The sequence below is a fragment of the Roseateles sp. So40a genome (genome assembly GCF_048081605.1).
In the GTDB taxonomy this organism is placed as follows: domain Bacteria; phylum Pseudomonadota; class Gammaproteobacteria; order Burkholderiales; family Burkholderiaceae_C; genus Roseateles.
In genome coordinates, this window is record NZ_CP182288.1 from 4,173,649 (window position 1) to 4,195,255 (window position 21,607).

20 protein-coding genes are annotated in these 21,607 nt (G+C 69.4%); 8 read left to right on the top strand and 12 right to left on the bottom strand.

Annotation, left to right across the window (positions count from 1 at the left end; all coding sequences use genetic code 11):
* The first annotated feature begins 211 nt into the window (after positions 1–211).
* From ACNI65_RS18955 to ACNI65_RS18965, 3 genes are all read left to right on the top strand, one after another.
* Complete coding sequence (locus ACNI65_RS18955; protein ID WP_416758654.1) at positions 212–733, top strand: response regulator; 522 nt, start codon at positions 212–214, stop codon at positions 731–733.
* A gap of 175 nt (positions 734–908) precedes the next feature.
* A complete protein-coding gene (locus ACNI65_RS18960; protein ID WP_416758655.1) occupies positions 909–1,121 on the top strand; it encodes a hypothetical protein in 213 nt (70 codons plus the stop codon).
* 1 nt (position 1,122) lies between these two features.
* Entirely contained in the window at positions 1,123–1,386 is a 264-nt protein-coding gene (locus tag ACNI65_RS18965) for a hypothetical protein (protein WP_416758656.1), read from the top strand.
* Positions 1,387–1,417: 31 nt separating this feature from the next.
* Here ACNI65_RS18965 and ACNI65_RS18970 read toward each other — a convergent pair whose 3' ends face one another.
* From ACNI65_RS18970 to ACNI65_RS19010, 9 genes are all read right to left on the bottom strand, one after another.
* Positions 1,418–2,263 (bottom strand): alpha/beta fold hydrolase, encoded by an 846-nt coding sequence (locus ACNI65_RS18970; RefSeq protein WP_416758658.1) that lies wholly within the window; start codon positions 2,261–2,263, stop codon positions 1,418–1,420.
* Positions 2,260–3,333, bottom strand: a complete 1,074-nt coding sequence (locus ACNI65_RS18975; protein ID WP_416758659.1) for a branched-chain amino acid ABC transporter permease — start codon at positions 3,331–3,333, stop codon at positions 2,260–2,262. Before ACNI65_RS18975 ends, ACNI65_RS18970 begins: the two co-directional genes overlap by 4 nt.
* 18 nt (positions 3,334–3,351) lie before the next feature.
* A complete protein-coding gene (locus ACNI65_RS18980) occupies positions 3,352–4,401 on the bottom strand; it encodes a branched-chain amino acid ABC transporter permease (protein WP_416758660.1) in 1,050 nt (349 codons plus the stop codon).
* Positions 4,398–5,147 (bottom strand): ABC transporter ATP-binding protein, encoded by a 750-nt coding sequence (locus ACNI65_RS18985; protein WP_416758662.1) that lies wholly within the window; start codon positions 5,145–5,147, stop codon positions 4,398–4,400. The genes ACNI65_RS18980 and ACNI65_RS18985 overlap by 4 nt, the downstream gene beginning before the upstream one ends.
* Complete coding sequence (locus ACNI65_RS18990) at positions 5,144–5,899, bottom strand: ABC transporter ATP-binding protein (RefSeq protein WP_416758663.1); 756 nt, start codon at positions 5,897–5,899, stop codon at positions 5,144–5,146. The genes ACNI65_RS18985 and ACNI65_RS18990 overlap by 4 nt, the downstream gene beginning before the upstream one ends.
* 31 nt (positions 5,900–5,930) lie before the next feature.
* Positions 5,931–7,211 (bottom strand): hypothetical protein, encoded by a 1,281-nt coding sequence (locus ACNI65_RS18995; protein WP_416758664.1) that lies wholly within the window; start codon positions 7,209–7,211, stop codon positions 5,931–5,933.
* A 34-nt stretch (positions 7,212–7,245) separates the two neighbouring features.
* Positions 7,246–8,448, bottom strand: a complete 1,203-nt coding sequence (locus ACNI65_RS19000; protein WP_416758665.1) for a substrate-binding domain-containing protein — start codon at positions 8,446–8,448, stop codon at positions 7,246–7,248.
* A gap of 230 nt (positions 8,449–8,678) precedes the next feature.
* Positions 8,679–10,301, bottom strand: a complete 1,623-nt coding sequence (locus ACNI65_RS19005) for a methyl-accepting chemotaxis protein (RefSeq protein WP_416758666.1) — start codon at positions 10,299–10,301, stop codon at positions 8,679–8,681.
* A gap of 143 nt (positions 10,302–10,444) precedes the next feature.
* Entirely contained in the window at positions 10,445–12,046 is a 1,602-nt protein-coding gene (locus tag ACNI65_RS19010) for a sigma-54 interaction domain-containing protein (RefSeq protein ID WP_416758668.1), read from the bottom strand.
* 258 nt (positions 12,047–12,304) lie between these two features.
* Between ACNI65_RS19010 and ACNI65_RS19015 the strand changes: the two genes are divergently transcribed.
* The 5 genes from ACNI65_RS19015 to ACNI65_RS19035 all read left to right on the top strand — a co-directional run bounded on the left by ACNI65_RS19015 (position 12,305) and on the right by ACNI65_RS19035 (position 18,876).
* Positions 12,305–13,582, top strand: coding sequence for a malonyl-CoA decarboxylase domain-containing protein (locus tag ACNI65_RS19015; protein ID WP_416758669.1), 1,278 nt, complete (start codon positions 12,305–12,307; stop codon positions 13,580–13,582).
* Positions 13,583–13,649: 67 nt separating this feature from the next.
* Complete coding sequence (locus tag ACNI65_RS19020) at positions 13,650–14,651, top strand: Bug family tripartite tricarboxylate transporter substrate binding protein (protein ID WP_416758670.1); 1,002 nt, start codon at positions 13,650–13,652, stop codon at positions 14,649–14,651.
* Between the two features lie 56 nt (positions 14,652–14,707).
* The gene (locus ACNI65_RS19025) at positions 14,708–16,258 is read left to right on the top strand and encodes a malonate--CoA ligase (RefSeq protein WP_416758671.1); all 1,551 of its coding nucleotides are present in this window, start codon (positions 14,708–14,710) and stop codon (positions 16,256–16,258) included.
* 22 nt (positions 16,259–16,280) lie between these two features.
* The gene (locus ACNI65_RS19030) at positions 16,281–16,553 is read left to right on the top strand and encodes a cysteine-rich CWC family protein (RefSeq protein ID WP_416758672.1); all 273 of its coding nucleotides are present in this window, start codon (positions 16,281–16,283) and stop codon (positions 16,551–16,553) included.
* A gap of 31 nt (positions 16,554–16,584) precedes the next feature.
* Entirely contained in the window at positions 16,585–18,876 is a 2,292-nt protein-coding gene (locus tag ACNI65_RS19035) for a diguanylate cyclase domain-containing protein (protein ID WP_416758674.1), read from the top strand.
* A gap of 49 nt (positions 18,877–18,925) precedes the next feature.
* Here the strand turns inward: ACNI65_RS19035 and ACNI65_RS19040 are convergent, their stop codons facing one another.
* The 3 genes from ACNI65_RS19040 to ACNI65_RS19050 form a co-directional block, all read right to left on the bottom strand.
* On the bottom strand, positions 18,926–19,504 hold the full coding sequence (locus ACNI65_RS19040; protein ID WP_416758676.1) for a hypothetical protein: 579 nt from the start codon (positions 19,502–19,504) through the stop codon (positions 18,926–18,928).
* 52 nt (positions 19,505–19,556) lie between these two features.
* Positions 19,557–20,642: a VTT domain-containing protein gene (locus ACNI65_RS19045; RefSeq protein ID WP_416758677.1), complete on the bottom strand. Its 1,086-nt coding sequence runs from the start codon at positions 20,640–20,642 to the stop codon at positions 19,557–19,559.
* A gap of 120 nt (positions 20,643–20,762) precedes the next feature.
* Positions 20,763–21,449, bottom strand: coding sequence for a class I SAM-dependent methyltransferase (locus ACNI65_RS19050; RefSeq protein WP_416758678.1), 687 nt, complete (start codon positions 21,447–21,449; stop codon positions 20,763–20,765).
* Positions 21,450–21,607: the final 158 nt, after the last annotated feature.

Consider the following 21,607-nt stretch of genomic DNA (forward strand, 5'->3'; position numbering starts at 1 on the left):
CAATTGCAAGCAAAAGACCGTTCAGGAAGCCTTCGCATACCTCCTGTCAAGGCCTCTGAATGATGACTTCCGCACACTTGCTAGTCTTCGGGGGCTGCGGCAACAATGGACCCCGTCGTCGCCGAGCAACAGCGGCCCGAGTTCGACCGGACGGTGGGCGACGTATTTCAGGGAATACCCGTATCCCGATCGGATGCGGGACAAGAGCGACATGGACAGACACGACGGCCTTCCCCATACCGAGACCTCGGTGGTCTTGATGACGTCGGACGCGCCCGCGAAACCGGCGCAGCCGTCGTCGATGAACGATGCCTCGGTGTCCGGCCAGCGACCCGCGCCGGGCGAAGCCTTCGTGCTGCTGGTCGAGGACAACCCGATCAACCAGGTCGTCGCGCTGGAGTTCCTGGCGCTGATGGGGCTCAAAACGCAGCTGGCCCGCAATGGTCAGGAAGCGCTGGACCTGTGCGAGCGCGCGGCACCGAGCCTGGTGCTGATGGACATCCAGATGCCGGGCATGGACGGGCTGGAGTGCGCCCGCCGCTTGCGGGACCAGCAGGCGCAAGGCCGTCTGCCGCGTTTCCCGATCCTGGCGCTGACGGCGCATGCGCTGGACAGCGACGTGGCGGACAGCCTGAAGGCCGGCATGGACGAGCACCTGACCAAGCCGCTGGACTTCCTGACGCTGCGCCGCCGGCTGGCGCGCTGGCTAGACCTGCCGCAGCTCAACGACTGAATCGGCGCGGTTGCGCCGATGCGCTGTGCGCCACGCGCGACAGCGACCTGACGTCGCCTTGATCTTGCGCAGACCTGACAGGCATCCCCCTTCGCGAGACTGGCCTTGCACACGCGCTGCGTGATTCACTGCCGGTCCGCGCCCGATGTCCGGGCGTTCTCGCAAGGAGTTCCGCATGCCCGTTCCGCTCACCGCCACGCTCACGGATGAGGCCTACAACGACATCCGTTGGGCTGCTCGCGAAGATCGACACTCCGAGATGGAAGTGATCAGTCGCGCCTTGTACACGTACTTCAAACTTCGGCGCGAGGTGCGGTACGGCAAGGTGCTCGGCTTTGTGGATCCAGGTCACGAGCACCTGCTCCAATCGCAAGTCAGGTGGATCTGACATGAGCGATGACAACGGCGGCGGCTCGACCGCTCAACTCCTGACTGCCAGCGTCGGGATGCCCGAATCGCGAGCCGACGGACGCGCTCTTCGCATCAAGGATCTCGGTCTCTTCGCAGTCAGCATCCTCATCCTGATGGCACTCGTCGGCGTCAGCCTCCTCATCCTTGTGGATCCTTGCGGTGTGGAAGAGAACCGCCAATGGGCCCTATCCACCCTGACCGCGGTCTTCGGCGGCATCCTCGGCTGGCTGATCAAGCGATGAGGCGAGCGATGCCACCAGTCACGCGCCGCCCTCACCCGCCCTCGAGAAACCGCTCCACGATCGCGAAGTGCTCGGGCACGTTGAGCGCGGGCGCATGGCCGCAGCCCGGCATCGTCACGACCACCGCCCGCGGGCCGCGCACGCGCATCGCCTCGGCCGTCTCCGGCAGCAGCAGATCGGACGTCTCCCCGCGCAGGCACAACACCGGCAGGCTCAGCGAGTCCCACTCCGACCAGCGCTTGTAGTCGTCCGGGTGCGCGTGGAATTGCCGCACCATCGCCGGGTCGTAATGCGGCGTGACGCGTCCATCGGCCAGCCGCCGTGTCGAGGTCTCCGTCAAGCGCCGCCATTGCTCGTCGCTCATCCAGCCGTAGGGCTGATAGATCTGGCGGAAGTATTGCTCCAGCTCGCTCACCGTGTCGAAGGCCGCCGGGTTGCCCGCATAACTGCGGATGCGCTGGATCGCCGGCTCGGCAAGCTCCGGACCGATGTCGTTGAGCAGCAGCCGCCGGATGCGTCCGCGCAGCGAGGTCGCCGCGGCCAGGAAGCCGATCGCGCCGCCCATCGAGGTCCCGACCCAGTGGAAGCTCGACAGGCCCAGCTGATCGACCAGCGACACCGCGAGCTTCACGTAGAACGCGAGGTGGTACTCGCCGTCCGGATCGGGACTCCACTGCGAGAGTCCCCGCCCGATCGTGTCGGGGCATACGACGAAGTAGCGCCCCGTGCCGGCGAGATGCGCCGCCAGGTCGTCCATGTCGCGCCCGCTGCGCGCCAGCCCATGCCAGGCGATGACCGGCTCCGCGTCCGGATCGCCCCAGGTCGTGAGGTGCAGCTCGCGGCCCTCGCAGCGCAGGTACTTCGACGACGACTTCACGAGGCTCTCCTTCCCTGCCGCAACCGCCCGACCAATCCATTCGGGAAGTGATAGACGGCCAGCACGAACAACACGCCCAGCCAGAGCAGCCAGCGCTCCGGCGCGATCAGCTGCGACAGCACCGGAACGCCTTCCACGGCCGAGGCGCCCACGCGCATCAGGTCCTGCAGGTAGTTCTGCGCCAGCACGAACAGCGCGCTGCCGATCACCGCGCCGTAGATCGTGCCCATGCCGCCGATCACGACGATCAGCAGGATGTCCAGCATGATCTCGAAGGACAGCGAGGTCTCCGGTCCGTTGTAGCGCAGCCAGATCGCCAGCAGCGCGCCGGCCAGCGTCGCGAACACCGCCGCGAGCAGCGTCGACAGCGTCCGGTAGGTCACCAGCCGGTAGCCGATCGCCTCGGCGCGGAAGTCGTTGTCGCGGATGGCCTGCAGCACGCGCCCGAACGGCGAGTTGACGATGCGCAGCAGCGCCAGCACCAGCACCACGGTGACGACGAACAGCAGGTAGTAGCTCAGCAGCCGTCCGTCGATGCTGACGCCGAGCACCGGCTCCTCGAGGAACTCGGTCGACGGCGACAGCAGCGCCGGGAGGCGGAAGTTCAGCCCGTCCTCGCCACCGGTGAAGTCCGACAGCTGCGAGGCCAGGCCCTGGAAGGCCGCGGCCACGGCGAGCGTGATCATCGCGAAGAAGATCGCCTTCACGCGCAGCGAGAACAGGCCGATGACCAGCGCCAGCCCCAGCGACAGCAGCAGCGCGCCGCCAATCCCCAGTGCCAGCGTCGCGAAGCCGGGCTCCCAGCGCGAGCTCGCGATGGCCACGCCGTAGGCGCCGATGCCGAAGAACATCGTGTGCGCGAAGCTCACGATGCCGGTGTAGCCCAGCAGCAGGTCGTAGCTGGCGACCAGCACGATGAACACGAGGATCTTGGCCGCCACGTTGAGCGCCTTGGTGCCGGGGAACACGAACGGCGCGAGCGCCAGGGCCAGCACGGTCACGAGCAGCAGCGCGGCCAGCACGCGGCTGCGCGGCAGATCGTGGGACAGGAGGGATCGGAGGGGACTCATCGGGACATCACCGTCGGTTCAGCGTTGGCTCACGGGATAGAGGCCTTGCGGCCGCCACAGCAGCACGGCGACCATCAGCGCGATGTTGGAGAACAGTGCCGCCTTGGGCGCGAGGAAGCCGCAGTAGTTGGCCATCAGGCCCACGAGCAGCGCGCCGGCGAAGCAGCCCAGCGTCGACCCCAGCCCGCCGATGATGATCACGATGAAGATCAGCGTGTTGACCTGCGCGCCGATCTGCGGGATCACGCTCTGCTGGTAGAGCCCCCACAACACGCCGCCCAGCCCCGCGAGCCCCGAGCCCGCGACGAACACCGCGACGAAGAGCCGCCGGATGCGATAGCCGAGGCTCTCGACCATCTCGCGGTCCTGCACGCCGGCGCGGATCAGCAGGCCGAGCTTGGTGCGGTTCAGCAGCCACAGCAGGCCCACGAAGACCATCAGCCCGACGACCACGGCCAGCACCCGGAATTTCTCGACGGCCACATCGCCGAGCACCCACGCGCCGCGCAGCGACTCGGGCGGCTGCAGCGGGATCATCTGCGGGCCCCACACGAGCTTGATGAGTTCCTCTCCGATGATCATCCCGCCCATCGTGATCAGGATCTGCTTGAGGTGCATGCCGTAGACTGGCCGCACCAGCACGCGCTCGAAGACCAGGCCCAGCGCCGCGGCGCTGACGATGCCGGCGAGCGCCGCGACCGCCACCGCGGTCAGGTTGGCCGCCAGCGACGGGCTCGCCACGAAGCCGCCCATCGCGCCCATCACGGTGGTCGCCACGAACGCGCCCAGCGCGATGAACACGCCGTGGCCGAAGTTCAGCACGTCCATCAGCCCGAAGACCAGCGTCAATCCGGATGCGATCACGAACACGATCAGGCCCATCGCCAGGCCGGCGATGGTGAGCGTGGCCCAGCTCGAGGCCGAGCCGATCAACGGCAGCGCGACCAGCGCCAGCGCCGCGATCAGCAGCAGCGGGATCGCGTCGAAGCGCGCCTGCGGCACAGGCTCGGCCGCGAAGGACGCGGGCGTCACCACGGTAGAGGAAGAGGATGTGGAGGAAACCGTCATTGATGCGCTCCCAGCGACAGGCCCAGCAGGCGCTGCTGCAACGCGTCGTCCTCGCTCAGCGCGGACATGCGGCCGGCGTGCACGACGCGGCCGTCGTCCATCACCGCGACCTGATCGCCGAGCGCCTGGGCGACCATGAAGTTCTGCTCGACCAGCAGCACCGTCGTGCGCGCGCCGTCGCGGCCGCGCTTGATCTCCTGCAGCGCCTCGATGAGGTTGCGGATGATCGCCGGCGCCAGGCCCTTGGTCGGTTCGTCGATCAGCAGCAGGCGGCGCGGCTCGACCATCGCGCGCGCGATCGCCAGCATCTGCTTCTGTCCGCCGCTGAGCTTGCCCGCCGGATAGAGCCAGAACTTGCGCAGCGCCGGGAACAGCCCGAAGAGCCAGTCCAGCCGCGCGGTGTCAAGGTCCTCCAACGATCGCGCGCGGCGCGCCGCGAGGAGCAGGTTCTCGCGCACCGTCAGGTCGCCGAAGATGCCCATGTTCTCGGGCACGTAGGCGATGTCCAGGCGCGCGATCTCGGGCGTGGGCAGCGTGTGCAGCGGCCGGCCGCCGAGCACGACCGAACCGGCGCTCGCCCGCCACAGGCCCATCAACGTGCGCAGCGTCGTCGTCTTGCCGGCGCCGTTGCGGCCCAGCAGCATCGTGACCTCGCCCTCGGGCACCGAGAGATCGACGCCGTGGAGGATGTGATACGCGCCGATGTGCGTGTGCACGCCGTCCAGACGGAGCAGGTCCTGGCTCATGCGGCCTCCGGCATCGCGAGGCCCAGGTAGGCGTTCTGCACGACCGGCGAGGCGATCACCGCGGCGGGTTCGCCATCGGCGACCAGTTGGCCGTTGTGCAGCACGACGATGCGATCCGCGAGCTCGCGCACCACGTCCATCTTGTGCTCGACCAGCAGCACGGTGTGCGTGCCCTCGGCCTTGAGCGCGCGGATCAGGTCCAGGATCACAGGCACCTCGTCGACGCTCATGCCCGCGGTGGGTTCGTCGAAGAGATAGACCTTGGGCTTGAGCGCCATCAGCATCGCGACCTCGAGCTTGCGCTGATCGCCGTGCGGCAGGCTCGCGGCGGGTGCGTCCGCGCGATGGCCCAGCCGCACGCGCTCGACGATGGCGCGGGCCTCGTCGAGCAGCTCGCGATGGTTCAACCACACCGACCACATCCGCAGCCCCTGCCCCTCACGCGACTGCACCGCGAGGCGGACGTTCTCCAGCACGCTGAGCGTCGGGAACAGCTGCGTGAGCTGGAACGCACGCCCCAGGCCTCGCCGCGTGCGCAACGGCGCGGGCAGACGGGTGAGGTCCTCGCCGTCGAGCAGCACGCGGCCGCCGCTCGCGGCGAGCTGGCCCGAGATCAGGTTGAAGTAGGTCGTCTTGCCGGCGCCGTTGGGCCCGACGATGGCGGTCAGCGTGCCCGGGTGGAAGGCACAGCTGACGCGGTCCACCGCGGTGTGGCCGCCGAAGCGGATGGTGAGGTCTCGGGTCTCGAGCATGCGGGGTCGTTGGGTCGGAAGGCGTCGGCCCTCAGGGGCAGGTGCCGATCACGTAGTAGTTGGGGGCGGTACGTTTCAGCGTCGTGGTCGCGTAGATGTTCCACAGACCCATCGCCTGGTTGGAGCCATTCGCGTAGGTCAGGCCGGACAGCGCGTAGGCACGGCCGGAGATCGTGTGGGTGTAGTTGGAGGACGTGAAGCAGACGGCGGGCGTGCCCGGATCACCGGGGTCGCCAGGATCGCCAGGGTTGCCGGTCGCGCCGCCGGACACCTGGTCCACCATCGCCTTGAGCGCCGCGGCCTGCGTGCCGGCCTTCTGCGCGAAGTTGGAGCCGTACCAGCCGACCCAGTCCCAGCAGCCGTTCGGGTTGGGCAGCGAGCCGCTGGCGGCGGTCGTGCGGTAGGTGTTGTCGACCTTGGTCTGCGGGAACAGGACGACGATGTTGTTGGTGTCGGCCCAGCGCGAGAAGCCGGTGTTCCGCACGAATTTGTCGCCGATGGTGGCGTAGTTCTGCTGGCAGCCGTGCAGCGCGATGTGCAGCTTGCAGGACTGGCCCGCCGCGCAGCCCGCAGGGATGTAGGCCCAGCCGGTGGCCGCGAGCCCGGGGTTGGTGCTGAACGCGGTCTGGTCGAACTCGACGTAGTTGGCCGCGGCCGGGCTGTTGTTGCGCGCGTTCAGCGTGCCGTAGAGCTGCGTGAGCACGGCCTTGGCGCCGTCGTAGCCGCAGTTGGCGATGTAGGGCGAGGCGCTGGTGCCGCAGCTGTTGTTGCCGGTGGCGTCGAAGTCGGTGGGCAGCACGTGCGCGGTGCCGCTGCGCTGCACGTAGGACAGGTTGGCCGCGGGCACGCCGTTGTTGAGGTACTGCGTCTGCACCGCGTTCATCGGATTGGGGCCGACGGTCGAGTCGCTGGTGCCGACGAAGAGATAGATCTTCTGCGCGGCGACGTTGCTCTTGGCGTCGATCGCGGTGCCGCTCCAGTTGTTGATGTCGGCCTGCATCGTGTTGAGCGCCGACGAGGAGATCGTGGCGTTGTACATGCAGGCGGTGTAGTTGCTGTGGCCGGCGCACATGTAGGGACCGCCGGCGAAGACACCGACGCCCTTGAACGTCGATGAATAGGCGTATCCCAGCTGGTTGGCCATGAAGCCGCCGGAGGACAGGCCCGACACGGTGATCTGGGTCTTGTCGATGTTGAGCGACGGCAGCGGTGACGCCGCGTGCGCGGCGCTCGCGAGCGCCATCAAGGCGGCGGGGATGAGCGAGGGAAGCAGGGAACGAAGCACGGAACCACGGACTGCGGAGAACTTCATCGGAAACCTCCAGGGTGTCAGGGGGGGGGTGGGATCACTTCCTGTTGCGGATGGGGATGGCCATCTCTTCGGGCTTGATCTCGCGGACCAGCTCGGGCACGCCCCAGGCGAAGGCCGGGTCGACCTTGATCTTGAAGTGGTACATGGACTGCATCGCCTGATGGTCTTCCGGGCGGAAGGTCATGCGGCCCTTGGGCGTCTCGAAGCTCATGCCTTCCATGGCCTTGATGAGCTTGTTGGTGGTCGTGTCGCCGCCGGTCTTCTTGAGGGCCTCGACGACCGCGATGGCGGCGCTCATGCCGCCGGCGGTGAAGAAGTCGGGCGGCGTCTTGAACTGCTTGTAGTGATTGGCCACGAGCCACTCGTTGACCGGGTTCTTGGGGATGCCGAAGTAGTAGTAGGTCGCGCCTTCCATGCCGGGCAGCGACTTGTAGGCGGCCATTGCCGGCAGGATGTTGCCGCCGGTGGCGATCTCGATGCCGTAGCGCTTCAGGTCGAGGTCGGCGATCTTGAACGGATTGCCCGCGCCGGCCCAGATGATGAAGATCACCTTGCGGCCGGGCTGATCCTTGAGCTTGTCGATCAGGCGTTGCGCGCCGGCGGTGAAGTCGGTCGTGGTGGTGGGCAGGTATTCCTCATGGACGACCTTGGCCTTCTTGATGGCGTCCTTGAACGCCTTCACGCCGTCGCGGCCGAAGGCGTAGTCCTGCGCGAGCGTGGCGATCACGGTGCCGGGCTTGTCGAGCGCCACGGCGTTGGAGATCGCGTCCTGCGAGCTGTTGCGGCCGGTCCGGAAGATGTACTTGTTCCACTTGTCGCCGGTGATGGAGTCGGCGACGGCGGGCTCCACGAGCAGGATCTTCTTGTATTCCTCGGCCACGGGCAGCAGCGCGAGCGCGACGCCCGAGGAGGACGGGCCGACGGCGATGTCGGCCTTGTCGTCGCCGTAGGCGGCGGCCAGCAGGCTCTTGCCCACATCGGGCTTGCCCTGGTCGTCCTTCTCGATGACGACGAGCTTGCGGCCCGCGACGGTCATCGTGCCGCCGGTGGCGTAGTCCAGGCCCATCAGGAAGCCGGTCTGGGTCTGCTTGCCGTAGGCCTCGAGCGGGCCGGTGCGGCTGTAGACGTGGGCGATGCGGATCTCCTTGCCTTGGGCAAGCGCGGGGGCGTGCGCGCCGAGCGCGGCGGACAGCGCCAGCGCCGCGCCGGCTGCGGCGCGGATGAAGCCTTGGGTCATGTGCCTGGTCTCCTGGTGGGGGCGGACCGGTCGAGCGCCGGTCTCTTGCCACCTCTTCGCAAGGCCCGTGCCGTCCGGGAACACCCTCGGTCTGGACGCGTTTTCGCCTCAGGATGAGGCAGAAACGTTCACGCCGCTGTCCGGCTTCCAGACAGCGGCGTGGGTTGGCGAACACAACAACGTCCAGGTTCCGGACGGTGTCCGGAGTCCAGACAGCGACAGAGCGTCGCTCAGGTCCTGAACGTCGCCACCTGCTCGTTGAGCAGGCGGGCCTGTTGCTGGAGCGACTCTGCCGCGGCGGCGGTTTCCTCGACCAGCGCGGCGTTCTGCTGCGTCATGTCGTCCAGGTGCGCCACCGCCTGGTTGATCTGCGCCAGGCCATCGGACTGGCCCGCGCTCGACTGGCTGATCTCCGCCACCGTGCCGCTGACCTGCTGCACCGACTGAAGGATCTGCCCCATCGCCTCGCCCGCGCGCCCCACCTGCGCGCTGCCCGCGTCCACGCGCGACACCGAGTCGTTGATCAGGCCCTTGATCTCCTTGGCCGCATTGGCGCTGCGCTGCGCCAGCGCGCGCACCTCGCTGGCAACCACCGCGAAACCGCGGCCCTGCTCGCCCGCCCGCGCGGCCTCCACCGCCGCGTTCAGCGCCAGGATGTTGGTCTGGAAGGCCACCCCGTCGATCACCGAGATGATGTCGGCGATCTTGCGGCTCGCGCCGGCAATGCCGTCCATCGTCTGCACCACCTCGCCCATCACGTCCGCGCCCAGCCGGGCCCGGTCCGCCGCGCCCTCCGCCAGCTGATTCGTCTGCTGCGCGGCTTGCGCCGAGTTCGTCACCTGCTGCGTCAATTCCTGCATCGACGCCGCCGTCTGCTGCAGGCTCGATGCGGCCTGCTCGCTGCGCTGCGACAGGTCCTGGCTGCCCATCGCCACCTCGCGCGACGCATGCTGGATGGAATCGGTGGCATCGCGGATCGCGCGCACCAGGTCGCTCAAGCGGCCCTGCATCGCAGCGACCTGCGTCAGCACCTCGCCGATCTCGTCGGTGCCGGCGCTGCCGCCCACCACGTGCGCGCGCAGATCGCCGTTGGCCACGGCCTCCACCGCCTCGCGCATCTGTCCAAGACGACGCTTCAACCCGCGCGCGAACCATTCGACGGCGAGCAGCGCGCCGATGCCCACGGCGATCACCAGCGTCAGCGCGATGGTCGCGTCGCGGCGCGCGATCGCGGAGACGTCATCGATGTACACGCCCGAGCCGATCACCCAGCCCCAGGGCTTGAAGCCGGCGACGTAGGAGCGCTTGGGTTCGGGGTCCTTCGCGCCGGGCTTGGGCCAGAGGTAGTCGACGAAGCCGCTGCCCTGGGCCTTGACCGTGTCGACGAAGGCCACGAAGAGCTTGAGGCCGTTGGGGTCCTTGTTGCCGGAGAGGTCCTTGTCGTTGAGCTCGGGCTTGATCGGGTGCATGACCATCTTGGGCGTCATGTCGTTGATCCAGAGGTACTCGTTGCCCGAGTAGCGGATCTTGCCGATCTCCGCCGCGGCCTGCTGCTTCGCGTCGGATTCGGTGAGGCCGCCGGCGCCGATGCGGTCGAAGTAGCGCTTGGCGATGGCCTCGGCGTTCTTCACCTGCTCGACGGTGGTGATCATCTTGACGTCGAGGAGGCTCATCGCGGAGCGATGGCTGAGCCACATGACCAGCACGACGAAGCCCACGACGGCGGCGAGCACGGCCACGCGCAGCTTGTTGGCGAGGGTCCAGGTGCGGGCCTGGCCGGCGCGTGCGGACGGGGCGGCGGCGGACACTGCCTCGGCGGAGAAGCCGTCGGCGGTCGTGGTCAGCGTGTTCATGTCGTCTCCTGGGCGGGCCGGTGGATCCGGGCCTCGTCGTCATCCCTGCTTCGCAATATGCGCATGGCGGACGGTGTCCGGCAAGTGCTGGAACCCTTGATGAGGCCCATGAACACGGGTCAAACGTGAGGATGTGGCGCGAATCAGGCTGGCACGAGGTCCGGGTACTTGGCGAGCTTTTCGTAGAGGGTGGCGCGGGAGATGGCGAGGAGGCGAGCGGCGGCCATGCGATTGCCGTTGGTCTCGCGGAGGGCTTGGGCGATGGCGGCGCGTTCGAGTTCGGCCTTGCGCGCCGGCAACGTCGCCGTCGCTGTCGCTGTCTCCGTAGCTGTCGCTGTTGCGACATCGACGAAGGGAGGAGGTGGGCGTGGCACGCGAAGCGGGAACGGGTGGCCGTCGGAGCGACCTGCCGAGCGTGCGGAGGCTCGGGAGCGGAGAGGGCTGCCCGTTCCCGCTTTGTGTGCGGGCTCGGTCCCGGGGTGGGGGTCTGGGAGGGGTCCGTCCTCAAACGCCGAGTCCCACCCGAAGTGATGAGGCCGGAGTTCCCCGTCGTCGCTCATGAGGAAGGCTTGTTCGAGCGTGTTGCGGAGTTCGCGGACGTTGCCGGCCCAGGGGTTGGACTGGAGGGCGGCGAGTGTGTCGACGCTGAGCGTTTTCGGCGCGAGGCCGCTGCGTCGGGCGATGTCTTCGAGGAGGACCTCGACGAGGGCTTCGACGTCCTCGGGTCGTTCTCGCAGGGCGGGCAGCCGGATGGGGAGGACGTTGAGGCGATAGAAGAGATCAGCGCGGAATTCTCCGCGCTGGACCATGGCGGAGAGATCGCGGCTGGTGGCGGCGATGACGCGGACGTCGACCTTGACGACCTCGTTGGAGCCCAGCGGTTCGAGTTCCTGTTCCTGGAGCACGCGCAGCAGTTTGGCCTGGAGCGCGGGCGGCATGTCGCCGATCTCGTCGAGGAACAGGGTGCCGCCGTCGGCGAGTTTGAACTTGCCGTCGCGGCCCTTGCGCTCGGCGCCGGTGTAGGCGCCGGGGGCGACGCCGAAGAATTCGGCTTCGAGCAGGGTCTCGGGCACGGCCGCGATGTTGACGGAGACCAGTGGGCGGGCCGCGCGGCGGGAGGCGGCGTGGATCGCATGGGCCAGCAGTTCCTTGCCAGTGCCCGTCTCGCCGAGGAGCAGCACGGTGGCGTCGGTCTGGGCGACGCGGCGCGCCTGACGCTTGACCTCGACGGCGGCCGGGCTGGTGCCGATGAAATCGATGATCCGGTGCTTGGCGCGCCGGTTGCGGGTCTGCTCGGCGGCGAGCTGGCGGCGTGTCTCGTCGAGCTCCGCCTGCAGGCACGCGAACTTGTTCATCAGCGGCTGCATCGTGGTCTCGGGATGATCGAGCAGCACCATGCCCATGGCGCCGATCACGTCACCGCCCGGGCCGCGCAGCGGCAGCCGGCTCACGAGGAAGGTGCCCGCCTTGTTGGTCAGCAGGTCCACCAGGATGGGCTGGCCGGTGTCGATCACCTGCGCCATCAGCGTGTTGGGGACGACCTCCTCGACGAGGCGGCCGACGAATTCGGATTCGTCGCGCAGGCCCAGCGCGGGCAGGAAGCGCTTGTAGCCCTCGCTGATCCAGACGATGCGGTGCTCGCGGTTCACCACCATCGCGCCCTGCGCGGTGCTGGCCAGCACGTCGAACATCGACTGCGCCGCCAGGCGCAACACCGCCTCGGCATCCTGCGGAATGTCGTTCATGGCCTGTCTCCTTGGCATTCTTCCGGGCCGGCGGCGCGCTCGCGCCGTCCGTGACGGGAAGGGTCCGGGTCGTGCCGCCGCCGCGCGGGGCCGCCTCGGATCTGATGCGGGGCAATGTAGCAGCCCCCTCGCGCGCGAGGACCGTCGCGGACCGCGACGCGCTCGGGGCTATCCCTGAGCGTCCCCTGAGCGTTCCCTGGGCATTCCCTGAGCAGGAGACTCGCCGCGCCGGGGCTGATGCGGCTATAAACCGCCCTCATGGCGATCGTGGACTCGTGGACATCGGCGCGCGCGGCGCGGCAGGTGCTGGCCCTGGCCCGCAAGCTGCTGTCCGAGCGCGGACAGGCCAACAGCCTGGGCCTGGCCCAGGAGCTGATTCATCGCATGGGCGCGCTGTCTGCCGAGGCCTGGCCCGCGGTCTTCGACAAGCTCGCCGCCGATTTCAATCCCGAGCCGGCCGCGGTGCTGCGCGCCGCGCAGGCCTACGCCGACGCGCCCGGCACCGACACCCTGCGCGTCCTGACCGAACTCAGCGAGCCGCCGCGCCAGGAGCTCTTCCGGCGCCTGAACCGCGCGCCGGGCGGCACCGGCACGCTGGTGCGGATGCGGCGCCGGCTGCTGGATGGCCTGAAGGCGCATCCGGACTGGCGCATGGTCGACGCCGACCTGCTGCACCTGCTGTCCTCCTGGTTCAACCCGGGCTTCCTGGAGATGCGTCAGGTCGATTGGCAGTCCCCGGCGCAACTGCTCGAGCAGATCATTCATCACGAGGCCGTGCATGCGATCGACGGCTGGGACGACCTGCGCCGTCGCCTGCTGCCCGATCGGCGTCTCTTCGCGTTCTTCCATCCGCAACTGCCGCACGAGCCGCTGATCTTCGTCGAGGTCGCGCTGCTGCCCGACATGCCCGAGGCGATCGCGCCGCTGATCGCCAAGCGCAGCGAACCCATGCCCGCCAGCAGCTTCAAGATCGCCGTGTTCTATTCGATCAGCAACTGCGAGCCCGGCCTGCGCGGCGTCTCGCTGGGCAACTTCCTGATCAAGCGCGTCGCCGAGCACCTGCGCCGCGAGCTGCCGCGCTTGAAGGTGTTCTGCACGCTGTCGCCGATCCCGGGCTTCGCCGCCTGGCTGCAATCGGTCCAGACGCTGGACGAGCTGCCCGGGCTGAAACCCGCGCAGCGCGAGCGCGCCTCGGAGTCCCTGGGCCGCGTGCGCCAGCACAGCGCGACGGCGCTCGCGAGCCCGTCCGCGCTGGAGGACGACACGCTCCAGGAAGACCTGCGCCGCATGGCTGCGGTCTATCTGATCGCGCAGACGCCGCTGGCCGGCGGCGACCCGGTCGCGCGTTTCCATCTGGACAACGGCGCGCGGCTCGAGCGCCTCAACCCGGCCGGCGACCGTTCCGCCAAGGGGCTGAAACAGTCGCACGGGATGATGGTCAATTACCTCTACGACCTCGACCGCATCGAGCAGCACCACGAGGCCTTCACCCAGGGAGAGATCGCCGCCGCGCGCGCTGTCGGCGGGCTGCTCTGAGCCCGTCCTCCCCTCGATTCCTTCCTCACGACACAGAGGCCCGCAGAGGGCCCACAGGAGACTTGCCATGATCCCGCGTTCCCCGTCCCGCCGCCGCCTGCTCGGCGCCGCCTCCCTGGCCGCGCTCGGCGCGGGCATCGCCGCCGCGCCGTCCGCCTTCGCGCAGGCTGCGTGGCCCAGCCGGCCCGTCACCATCGTCGTGCCCTTCCCCGCCGGCGGCGGCACCGACGCCTTCGCGCGGCCGCTCACCGCGGTGCTGACCAAGCAGACCGGCAAGCAGTTCATCATCGACAACAAGGGCGGCGCCGGCGGCACCGTCGGCGCGACGCTCGCGTCCAAGGCCGCGCCGGACGGCTACACCTTCTTCATGGGCGCGGTCCATCACACGATCGCGCCGGCGATGTATCCCAAGCTCGAGTACAGGCTCGAGGAGGATTTCATCCCCGTGGGCCTGATCTCCAGCGTGCCGCAGGTCATCGTGATCAACCCGAACAAGGTCGCCGCGACCGACGTGAAGGGCCTGCTGGAGCTGCTCAAGAAGAACCCGGGCAAGCTGAACTACGGCTCCGCGGGCAACGGCACCTCGCACCACCTGGCGGGCGAGCTCTTCAAGCTGCAGACGCAGACCTTCATCACCCACATCCCTTACCGCGGCGCCGGTCCCGCGCTGCAGGACCTGATGGCGGGCCAGGTGGACCTGATGTTCGACGGACTCGGATCGTCGGCCGCGCACATCCGCGGCGGCCGCATCAAGGCGCTGGCCGTGGCGTCCTCCAAGCGCGCGCCGGGCTTCCCCGACATCCCCAGCGCCGTCGAGGCCGGCATCCCGCAGTACCAGGTCTCGACCTGGTACGGGCTGTGGGCGCCCAAGGGCACGCCCAAGGAAGTGGTCGCCGCGATGCAGGCCGAGCTGCGCAAGGCCTTCGCCACCGAGGAGCTCAAGACGATCTGGACCGGCCTGGGCACCGAGATGCCCAACCTCTACGGCGACGCCTTCGGCAAGTATGTGCATGGCGAGGTCGTGCGCTGGGCCGATGTCGTCAAGCGCTCCGGTGCGAAACTGGATTGATGCCCTGACCGCGTAACCGCATCACCGTCTGATTGCCTGACTGCCTTCCGATCGACATGACTCCCAACGCCAATCTCTTCGCGGCGCTGCGCGCGAATTTCTCCGCCGACCTGGATGCCTGCGCCATCGAGCTGGCCGATGGCCCCGAGGCCGGTCAGCGCTACAGCTGGCGCGACATCGACCGCGCCACCGCGATGATCGCCAACCTGCTGGACTCGCTGGACCTGCCAGCGGGCAGCCGCGTGGCGGTGCAGACCGAGAAGAGCGTCGAGTCGCTGCTGCTGTACCTGGCGGTGCTGCGCGCGGGTTACGTCTACCTGCCGCTCAACACCGGCTACCAGGCCGCGGAGCTGGAGTACTTCATCGGCAACGCGGAGCCGGCGGTTGTCGTCTGCGCCGGGAAGAACTTCGGGTGGATCAGCAAGCTGGCCTTCCAGGCGAAGGTGCCCTGGGTGTTCACGCTCAACGAGGACCGCAGCGGCACGCTGCTGGACCGCGCGGTGCAGATGCCCGACACGCATCAGCCCGCGGCGAAGCAGGCCGACGATCTCGCGGCGATCCTCTACACCAGCGGCACGACCGGGCGCAGCAAGGGCGCGATGCTCAGCCACGGCAACCTGCTGGCCAATGCCGAGGTCCTCAAGCATTACTGGGGCTGGCGCCCGGACGACGTGTTGATCCACGCGCTGCCGATCTTCCACGTGCATGGGCTCTTCGTCGCGTCGCACGGGGCGCTGCTCGCGGGCGCGCGGATGTTGTGGTTCAACCGCTTCGACCCGCGCGCCGTCATCGCGCGGCTGCCCGACGCGACGCTGTTCATGGGCGTGCCCACGCTGTACGTGCGCATGCTCGAGCAGGCCACGCTCACGCGCGAGCAGTGCGCGCGGATGCGGCTGTTCATCAGCGGGTCCGCGCCGCTGCTGATCGAGACCTTCCATGACTGGCAGAAGCGCACCGGCCACACGATCCTGGAGCGCTACGGCATGAGCGAGACCGTGATGCTGACCTCCAATCCGTACCAGCCGGCCGACGGCGAGCGCCGCGGCGGCACGGTCGGTTTCCCGCTGCCGGGCGTGGGCCTGCGCGTGGTGGACGACGCCGGCGCGCCCTGCCCCAGCACGGGCGACGGGGAGATCGGCCACATCCAGGTCCGCGGTCCCAACGTGTTCTCCGGCTACTGGCGCATGCCCGAGAAGACGAAGGAGGAGTTCACCGCCGACGGCTGGTTCAAGACCGGCGATGTCGGCCGGCGCGACGACCGCGGCTACGTGACCATCGTCGGCCGCAGCAAGGACCTGATCATCAGCGGCGGCTACAACGTCTATCCGGCGGAGATCGAAGGCTGGCTCAACGAGCTGCCCGGCGTGGCGGAGTCGGCGGTGATCGGCGTGCCGCATCCGGACTTCGGCGAGGGCGTGGTCGCGGTGGTCGTGCCGCGCGCGGGCGCGGCGCTGGACGGCGCGACGCTGATCGCGGCGCTCAAGGACCGCATCGCGGCCTTCAAGGTGCCCAAGCGCGTCTTCGTCGAGACGGAGCTGCCCCGCAACGCGATGGGCAAGGTGCAGAAGAACCTGCTCCGGGATCGGCATCGCGCGCTCTTCGGCTGAGACCGGCGGACAATCCGCCGCCATGAACGCCGCGTCGTCCCTGCCGCCCCAGCCGTCCCTGGACAACACCGCCTGCCCGCGCTGCGGCGGCGGTTTCCATTGCGGCGTGGACGAGGGCTGGTGCGCCTGTTTCGGCACGCGGCTCGGCGAAGGGCTCAAGGCCCAGCTCGCCCAGCGCTGGCCCGGCCAGTGCCTGTGCCTGCGCTGCCTGACCGAGCTCGCCCGCCAGGACCCGGACAGCCACGTGCCGGACGCCCCGAAAAAACCGGACGAGCCCCCGCTGTTGGGCGTTTGAACGCGTCCGCGGCACGGCCACAATGAACCCGATGCCCGCCTCGCCCTTCAGCCAGTCCATCGCCGAGCGCCTCCAGGTGCGACGCCTGGTCGTCTTCGGCCCCTTCCTCGCGCTGGGGCTGGTGCTGGTCGTGCTGTGGGCGCTGGTGCTGTGGTTCGCGCTGGTCTATCCGCGCTCGCTGGTCGACGACCTGCAGGACGACCTGCATGGCGTCGCGCTCAACGCCGCGCAGGACACCGAGCAGCTGCTGCGCGAGACCGAAGGCAGCCTGCGCACGCTCGACCTGCTGCTGCTCACCCGCAAGAACGAACGCCAGGATCTCGACGCCACCGTGTCGCTGCTGGCGGACTCGCTGCGCGACAACTCGCGCGGGCTGACCGACGTGATGCTCGCCAGCGCCGACGGACGGCTGTGGCGCATCCCGTCGGTGACCGGCGATCCGTACGTGAATCTCGGCCCGAAGAGCTTCCTGTCCGAACTCGGACGCCCGGGTGGCCCGAGCATCATCCTGGGCAAGCCGCTGCAACTGCGCCCGGGGGCCCGCTACGTGCTGCCGATGGCCACGCGGTTGAGCGCCCCCACCGGCCCCTTCACCGCCACCGTCGGCTTCATCGACCTGGACACGCTGCTGAAGGTCTACCGGGCGCGCTCGATGCGCGCGGGCACGGCGGTGCTGCTGGAGCGCGACGACGGCGTGGCGATGGCGCGCTGGCCCGAGGTGGCGGGGCTGCTCGGCAAGAACCTGCGCGAGCTCCCCGGCGGCGAGGCGCTGCCGCCCAGCCCGCCGGCCAGCGGCCGGTTCATCGTTACCCAGAGCCCGGTGGACGGCGTCGAGCGCATCGTGTCCTACCGCCTGCTGCAGGACTATCCGCTGCGCCTGTTCGTGTCCTTCGAGCGCGACCGCATCCTCGCCGGCTACCTGCAGCAACGCCGCGCGGTGCTCGCGTTCTCGGTGCTGATCAGCGCGATCGCCGTCGGACTGATGGCCTGGTTCACCCGCATGCAGCACCAGGCGCGGCTGCGCGAGGCGGAACGCCAGGCCACCTCGGACGCGTCCCCGATGGGGCTGTTCCGCTGCGACCTGCAAGGCCGCACCGTCTACGCCAACGAGACCTATCTGAGGATGCTGGAGGTCGACCGCCAGGACCTCGCCTGGGGGTGGCTGGAGCGGCTGCCCGCGTCGGAGCGCGAGCTCACGCGCGAGCAATGGGCGGCGCTGGTCGCGCAGGGCGAGCCGGTTGACCGTGTGCGCCAGCTCACGCGCCGCGACGGCACCGAGCTGCTGGTGCGGCTGCGCATGCAGCCCATGCGCATCGGCGGCCGCATCGTCGCGCACGCCGGCACCATCGCCGACATCAGCGCCGAGCTCGCCGCGCGCCGCGAGCGCGAGCGCAGCCAGGCCGTGATGAGCGCGATGGCGCAGAGCGTCAACGTCATGATGCTGGCCGTGGACACCGACGAGCGCGTGCTCTTCTGCAACAAGGCCTTCGAGCGCCGCTTCGACATCCCCGAGCGCTCCTGGCAAGGCCGCCACGCCTCGGAGGTCTTCGACGACCTTTATCCCGCCGTGCATCCGCTGATCCAGAGCGCCTTCGCCGGCGAGACCAGCGTCGTGGAGATGCGCGACGACGACGGCATCAGCCGCCCGATGCCGCTGGACGGCGACGACCGCGGCGAGATGCGCTACGTCGAGCTGACCTACGCGCCGCTGCTGGGCGACGACGGCGCGATCATCGGCGCCTACGGCGTGGCGCGCGACGTGACCGACGTGAAGCAGGAACAGCTGCGGCTGCTGCGGGCGTCCAACACGGACCCGCTGACGGAGCTGCTCAACCGGGCGGGGTTCGCCTCGCAGGTCAATGCCGCCTTGAGCCGGGCCACCGATCGCGACGAGCTGATCGCGCTGCTGTACATGGACCTGGACCGCTTCAAGCCGGTCAATGACGAGCACGGCCATCCTGTGGGCGACGCGCTGCTCAAGGCCGTGGCCGGCCGGCTGCGGCACGCGCTGCGGCCGCAGGACCTGGTGGCGCGCCTGGGCGGCGACGAGTTCGCCGTGTTCCTGACCCATGTCGCCAAACCGGCCGACGCGCAGGTGGTGGCCGACAAGCTGGTGCACGCGTTGGCGATGCCGTTCCGGATCGGGGCGCTGGAGCTGCACATCGGCATCAGCGTCGGGTTCTGCGTGCAGTGGGCGCGCTCGGCCCACATCGATGAGCTCGTCACCCGGGCCGATGAGGAGCTCTATCGCGCCAAGCGCGCGGGGCGCGGGCGCTCCAGCGGCAGCCTCTGCGCGGAACGCAATCCGGCCGGCACGGCCTGATCGGCACATCCGGGCAGGACGTCGGCGCCGGGCGCGCCGGTCCCGTGGCTCAACCGCAGTTGCCGAAGTCGCCGGGGCTCTTGCCGCCCAGCGTCGCGGTGGGCGTGGCGGGCCCGTGCTTGAGCCGCATCAGCGTCATCTGCAGCACCTTGGCATCGGCGCTGGCGCGGTGGCGGCGCAGCTTGGCCTGCGCGCGCACGTCCTGCTGCACCGCGTTCCAGCGCGCGGCCTCGTCCTCGGTGAGCAGGCGCCGCAGGTCCTCCAGTCGGAATCGCTGCATGCGGCCCGCGCTGTCGAAGAGCTTGCTCAGCCACGGATAGTCGTGGCCCCAGCTGTCGGAGTAGACGGTCTGGCCCGCCAGGCGCTTGTTGAGCTCGTCAGCGACCCATTCGCGGGGGCGGCCATGGCGCAGCAGCAGTTCGCGCGAGATGCCATGCAGCGCCTCGGCCGAAGGGTCCCAGTGCTGCCACTCGGGCGCAGGCTGGATCAACGAGCAGAACGGCAGTCCGCCCGCCTCGACGAAGCCGATCTCGATCGGGTAGCTGCCGCGTCCGAAACCGGAGGCCTCGAGGTCGAGGATGGTCGGCGCGAGGACCTGGGATTCGGCGGGCAGGACGGCGACGGTCATGGCCGGGAGTATGCAAGCGCCGGGCCAGCCGCGCGCGGCCCCCCTCCTCAGATCAGGGGACGGCGGGTGTAGGCGAGGACGGCGAGGAGGGCGGGGGCGGCGCGGAGTTGGCCGTGCTTGCCGGGGTCGCAGGGGTCGCCGGGTTCGCCGATGCGATCGGCTCGGACGCCAGCTCCAGCGCGCCGCCATCGCCGCTGTCGCCGCGATCGCGCATGCGCCGCCGCTGCAGCTCGTGCCAGCCGTCCAGGCCGCCGTCCAGCGCCAGCGCGCGCGGATGGCCGCGCTGGATCAGCTCATGCGCGCCCTGGATGGCGGAGACCTCGTTGGGGCAGTTGCAGTACAGGACGAGCAGCCGGTCGTCGGGCAACTGGTCGGCGTACTCGGGCAGCCGGGTCAGCGGGATGTTCAGCGCGCCGGGCAAGGTGCGCGGATCGGCGGCACGGCCGGGATCGCTGCGCACATCGATGAACAGCGGGGCCATGTCCTGCTCGACCAGCGCGGCGGCGTCCTCGACGCTGATGCGTTCGACCTCGCCCTGCAGCCGCGCCATCTGGCGGCGACGCCGCCAGCGGTTGCCGATCAGCAGCAGCAGCACCGCGCCGACGGCGGCCAGCGCCAGCAGGCCGGCATTGGACAGCGCGTCCAGCACGTCCTGGATCTGGTCGCTGAAGACCAGGCCCAGGCCGAGGAAACAGGCCGTCCAGACCAGGCCGGCGATGGCGTCGTAGGCGACGAATCGCCGCCAGCCCATGCCCAGCGCGCCGGCCATCGGCGCGGCGACGACGGAGATGCCGGGCAGGAACTTGGCCGCCAGCAGCGAGCTCCCGCCCCAGCGCGCGATGAGGCTCTCGCTCTGGCGCACGCAGACGTCGGGGGACAGGGACACACGGCACAGCAGGCGCAGCACGCGGTGGCCGTAATTGCGGCCGGCGATGTACCAGATCGCGTCGCCCAGCACGTTGGCCAGCACGGCGGCCACCACCAGCGACACCGCCGAGAGCCGCCCCGCCGCGGCCAGCCCGCCCGCCACGACCAGCAGCGGCGCGGCCGGGACCGGCGCCCCGATGCGCGCGGCCAGCGTCACGAGGAAGACGAGCAGGAAGTCGTGTTGGATCAGCAGGTCGATCAGGGCGCGCATGGACGCATTGTCGCGGTTGCCGAGGACGCCCATCGGCGGTGGGGCGATTCAGCGCAGCGGGTTCGCCTCGCCCCTCGCCCGTCGTTCATCACCGCGCACCATGCTGGCGCGCGCGGGCCTTCAGGACGCGAGCCGCTGGGCGCCCGGCCGCGCGACGAAGGCGAACTGCACGTACTTGGTCTCCTCGAGCTGCCGGCCGAAGAGCCGGTAGACCAGCCGGCGCTTGAGCGACGGCGTGTACCACTGCTCGTTGATGCCCTGCGCGTGGAGCACGTCGTAGCCGCACTCGTCGAACATGCGCAGCGCGCTGGCGCGCGTGAAGAAGCGCAGATGGGTGCGGTCGCGCACGCCGCTGGACTCGTAGCGGAAGTCGCGGTCATGCACCAGCGGCCAGAGCGTGTCCAGGTGCAGCAAGTTGGGCAGCGACACGACGACCACGCCGCCCGGCGCCAGCAGGGGCGCCGCATGCAGCAGCGCGGCCCACGGATCGGGCATGTGCTCGAGCACGTCGTTGAAGACGATCGCGTGGAAATGCGCCTTGGGCAGCGGCAGCGCGCCGTCGAAGAAGCCCTGCATCACGCGGTCCAGGTGCAGGGTCGCGCGCTCGGCGGCACCGGCGTCGGGCTCCACGCCCCAGACCTCGACACCGGGGCGGGTCTGCTTGACCAGCTCCCCGAAGGCTCCGGTGTTGCAACCGACGTCCAGCACCCGCGGGCAATCGCCCGGCAGGAAGGCCAGCATCTCTCGGCGCGCCAGATGGGGATAGTCGATGCGGACCAGCGGACTGGCGGAAGACGTTGCCGGCATGAGACCTCCTCGATCGCGGCAACTACAAGCACCGCTCAGGTGCGCGCAGCATAGTCAGCCCGAATGGCCGACGACATCCTTTGCTTTCGGGACAGGGTCATCCCGGTTTGCCACAATTCGGTGCGCTGTCAGGACGGTCTGGGATCGTCCCAGGGCCG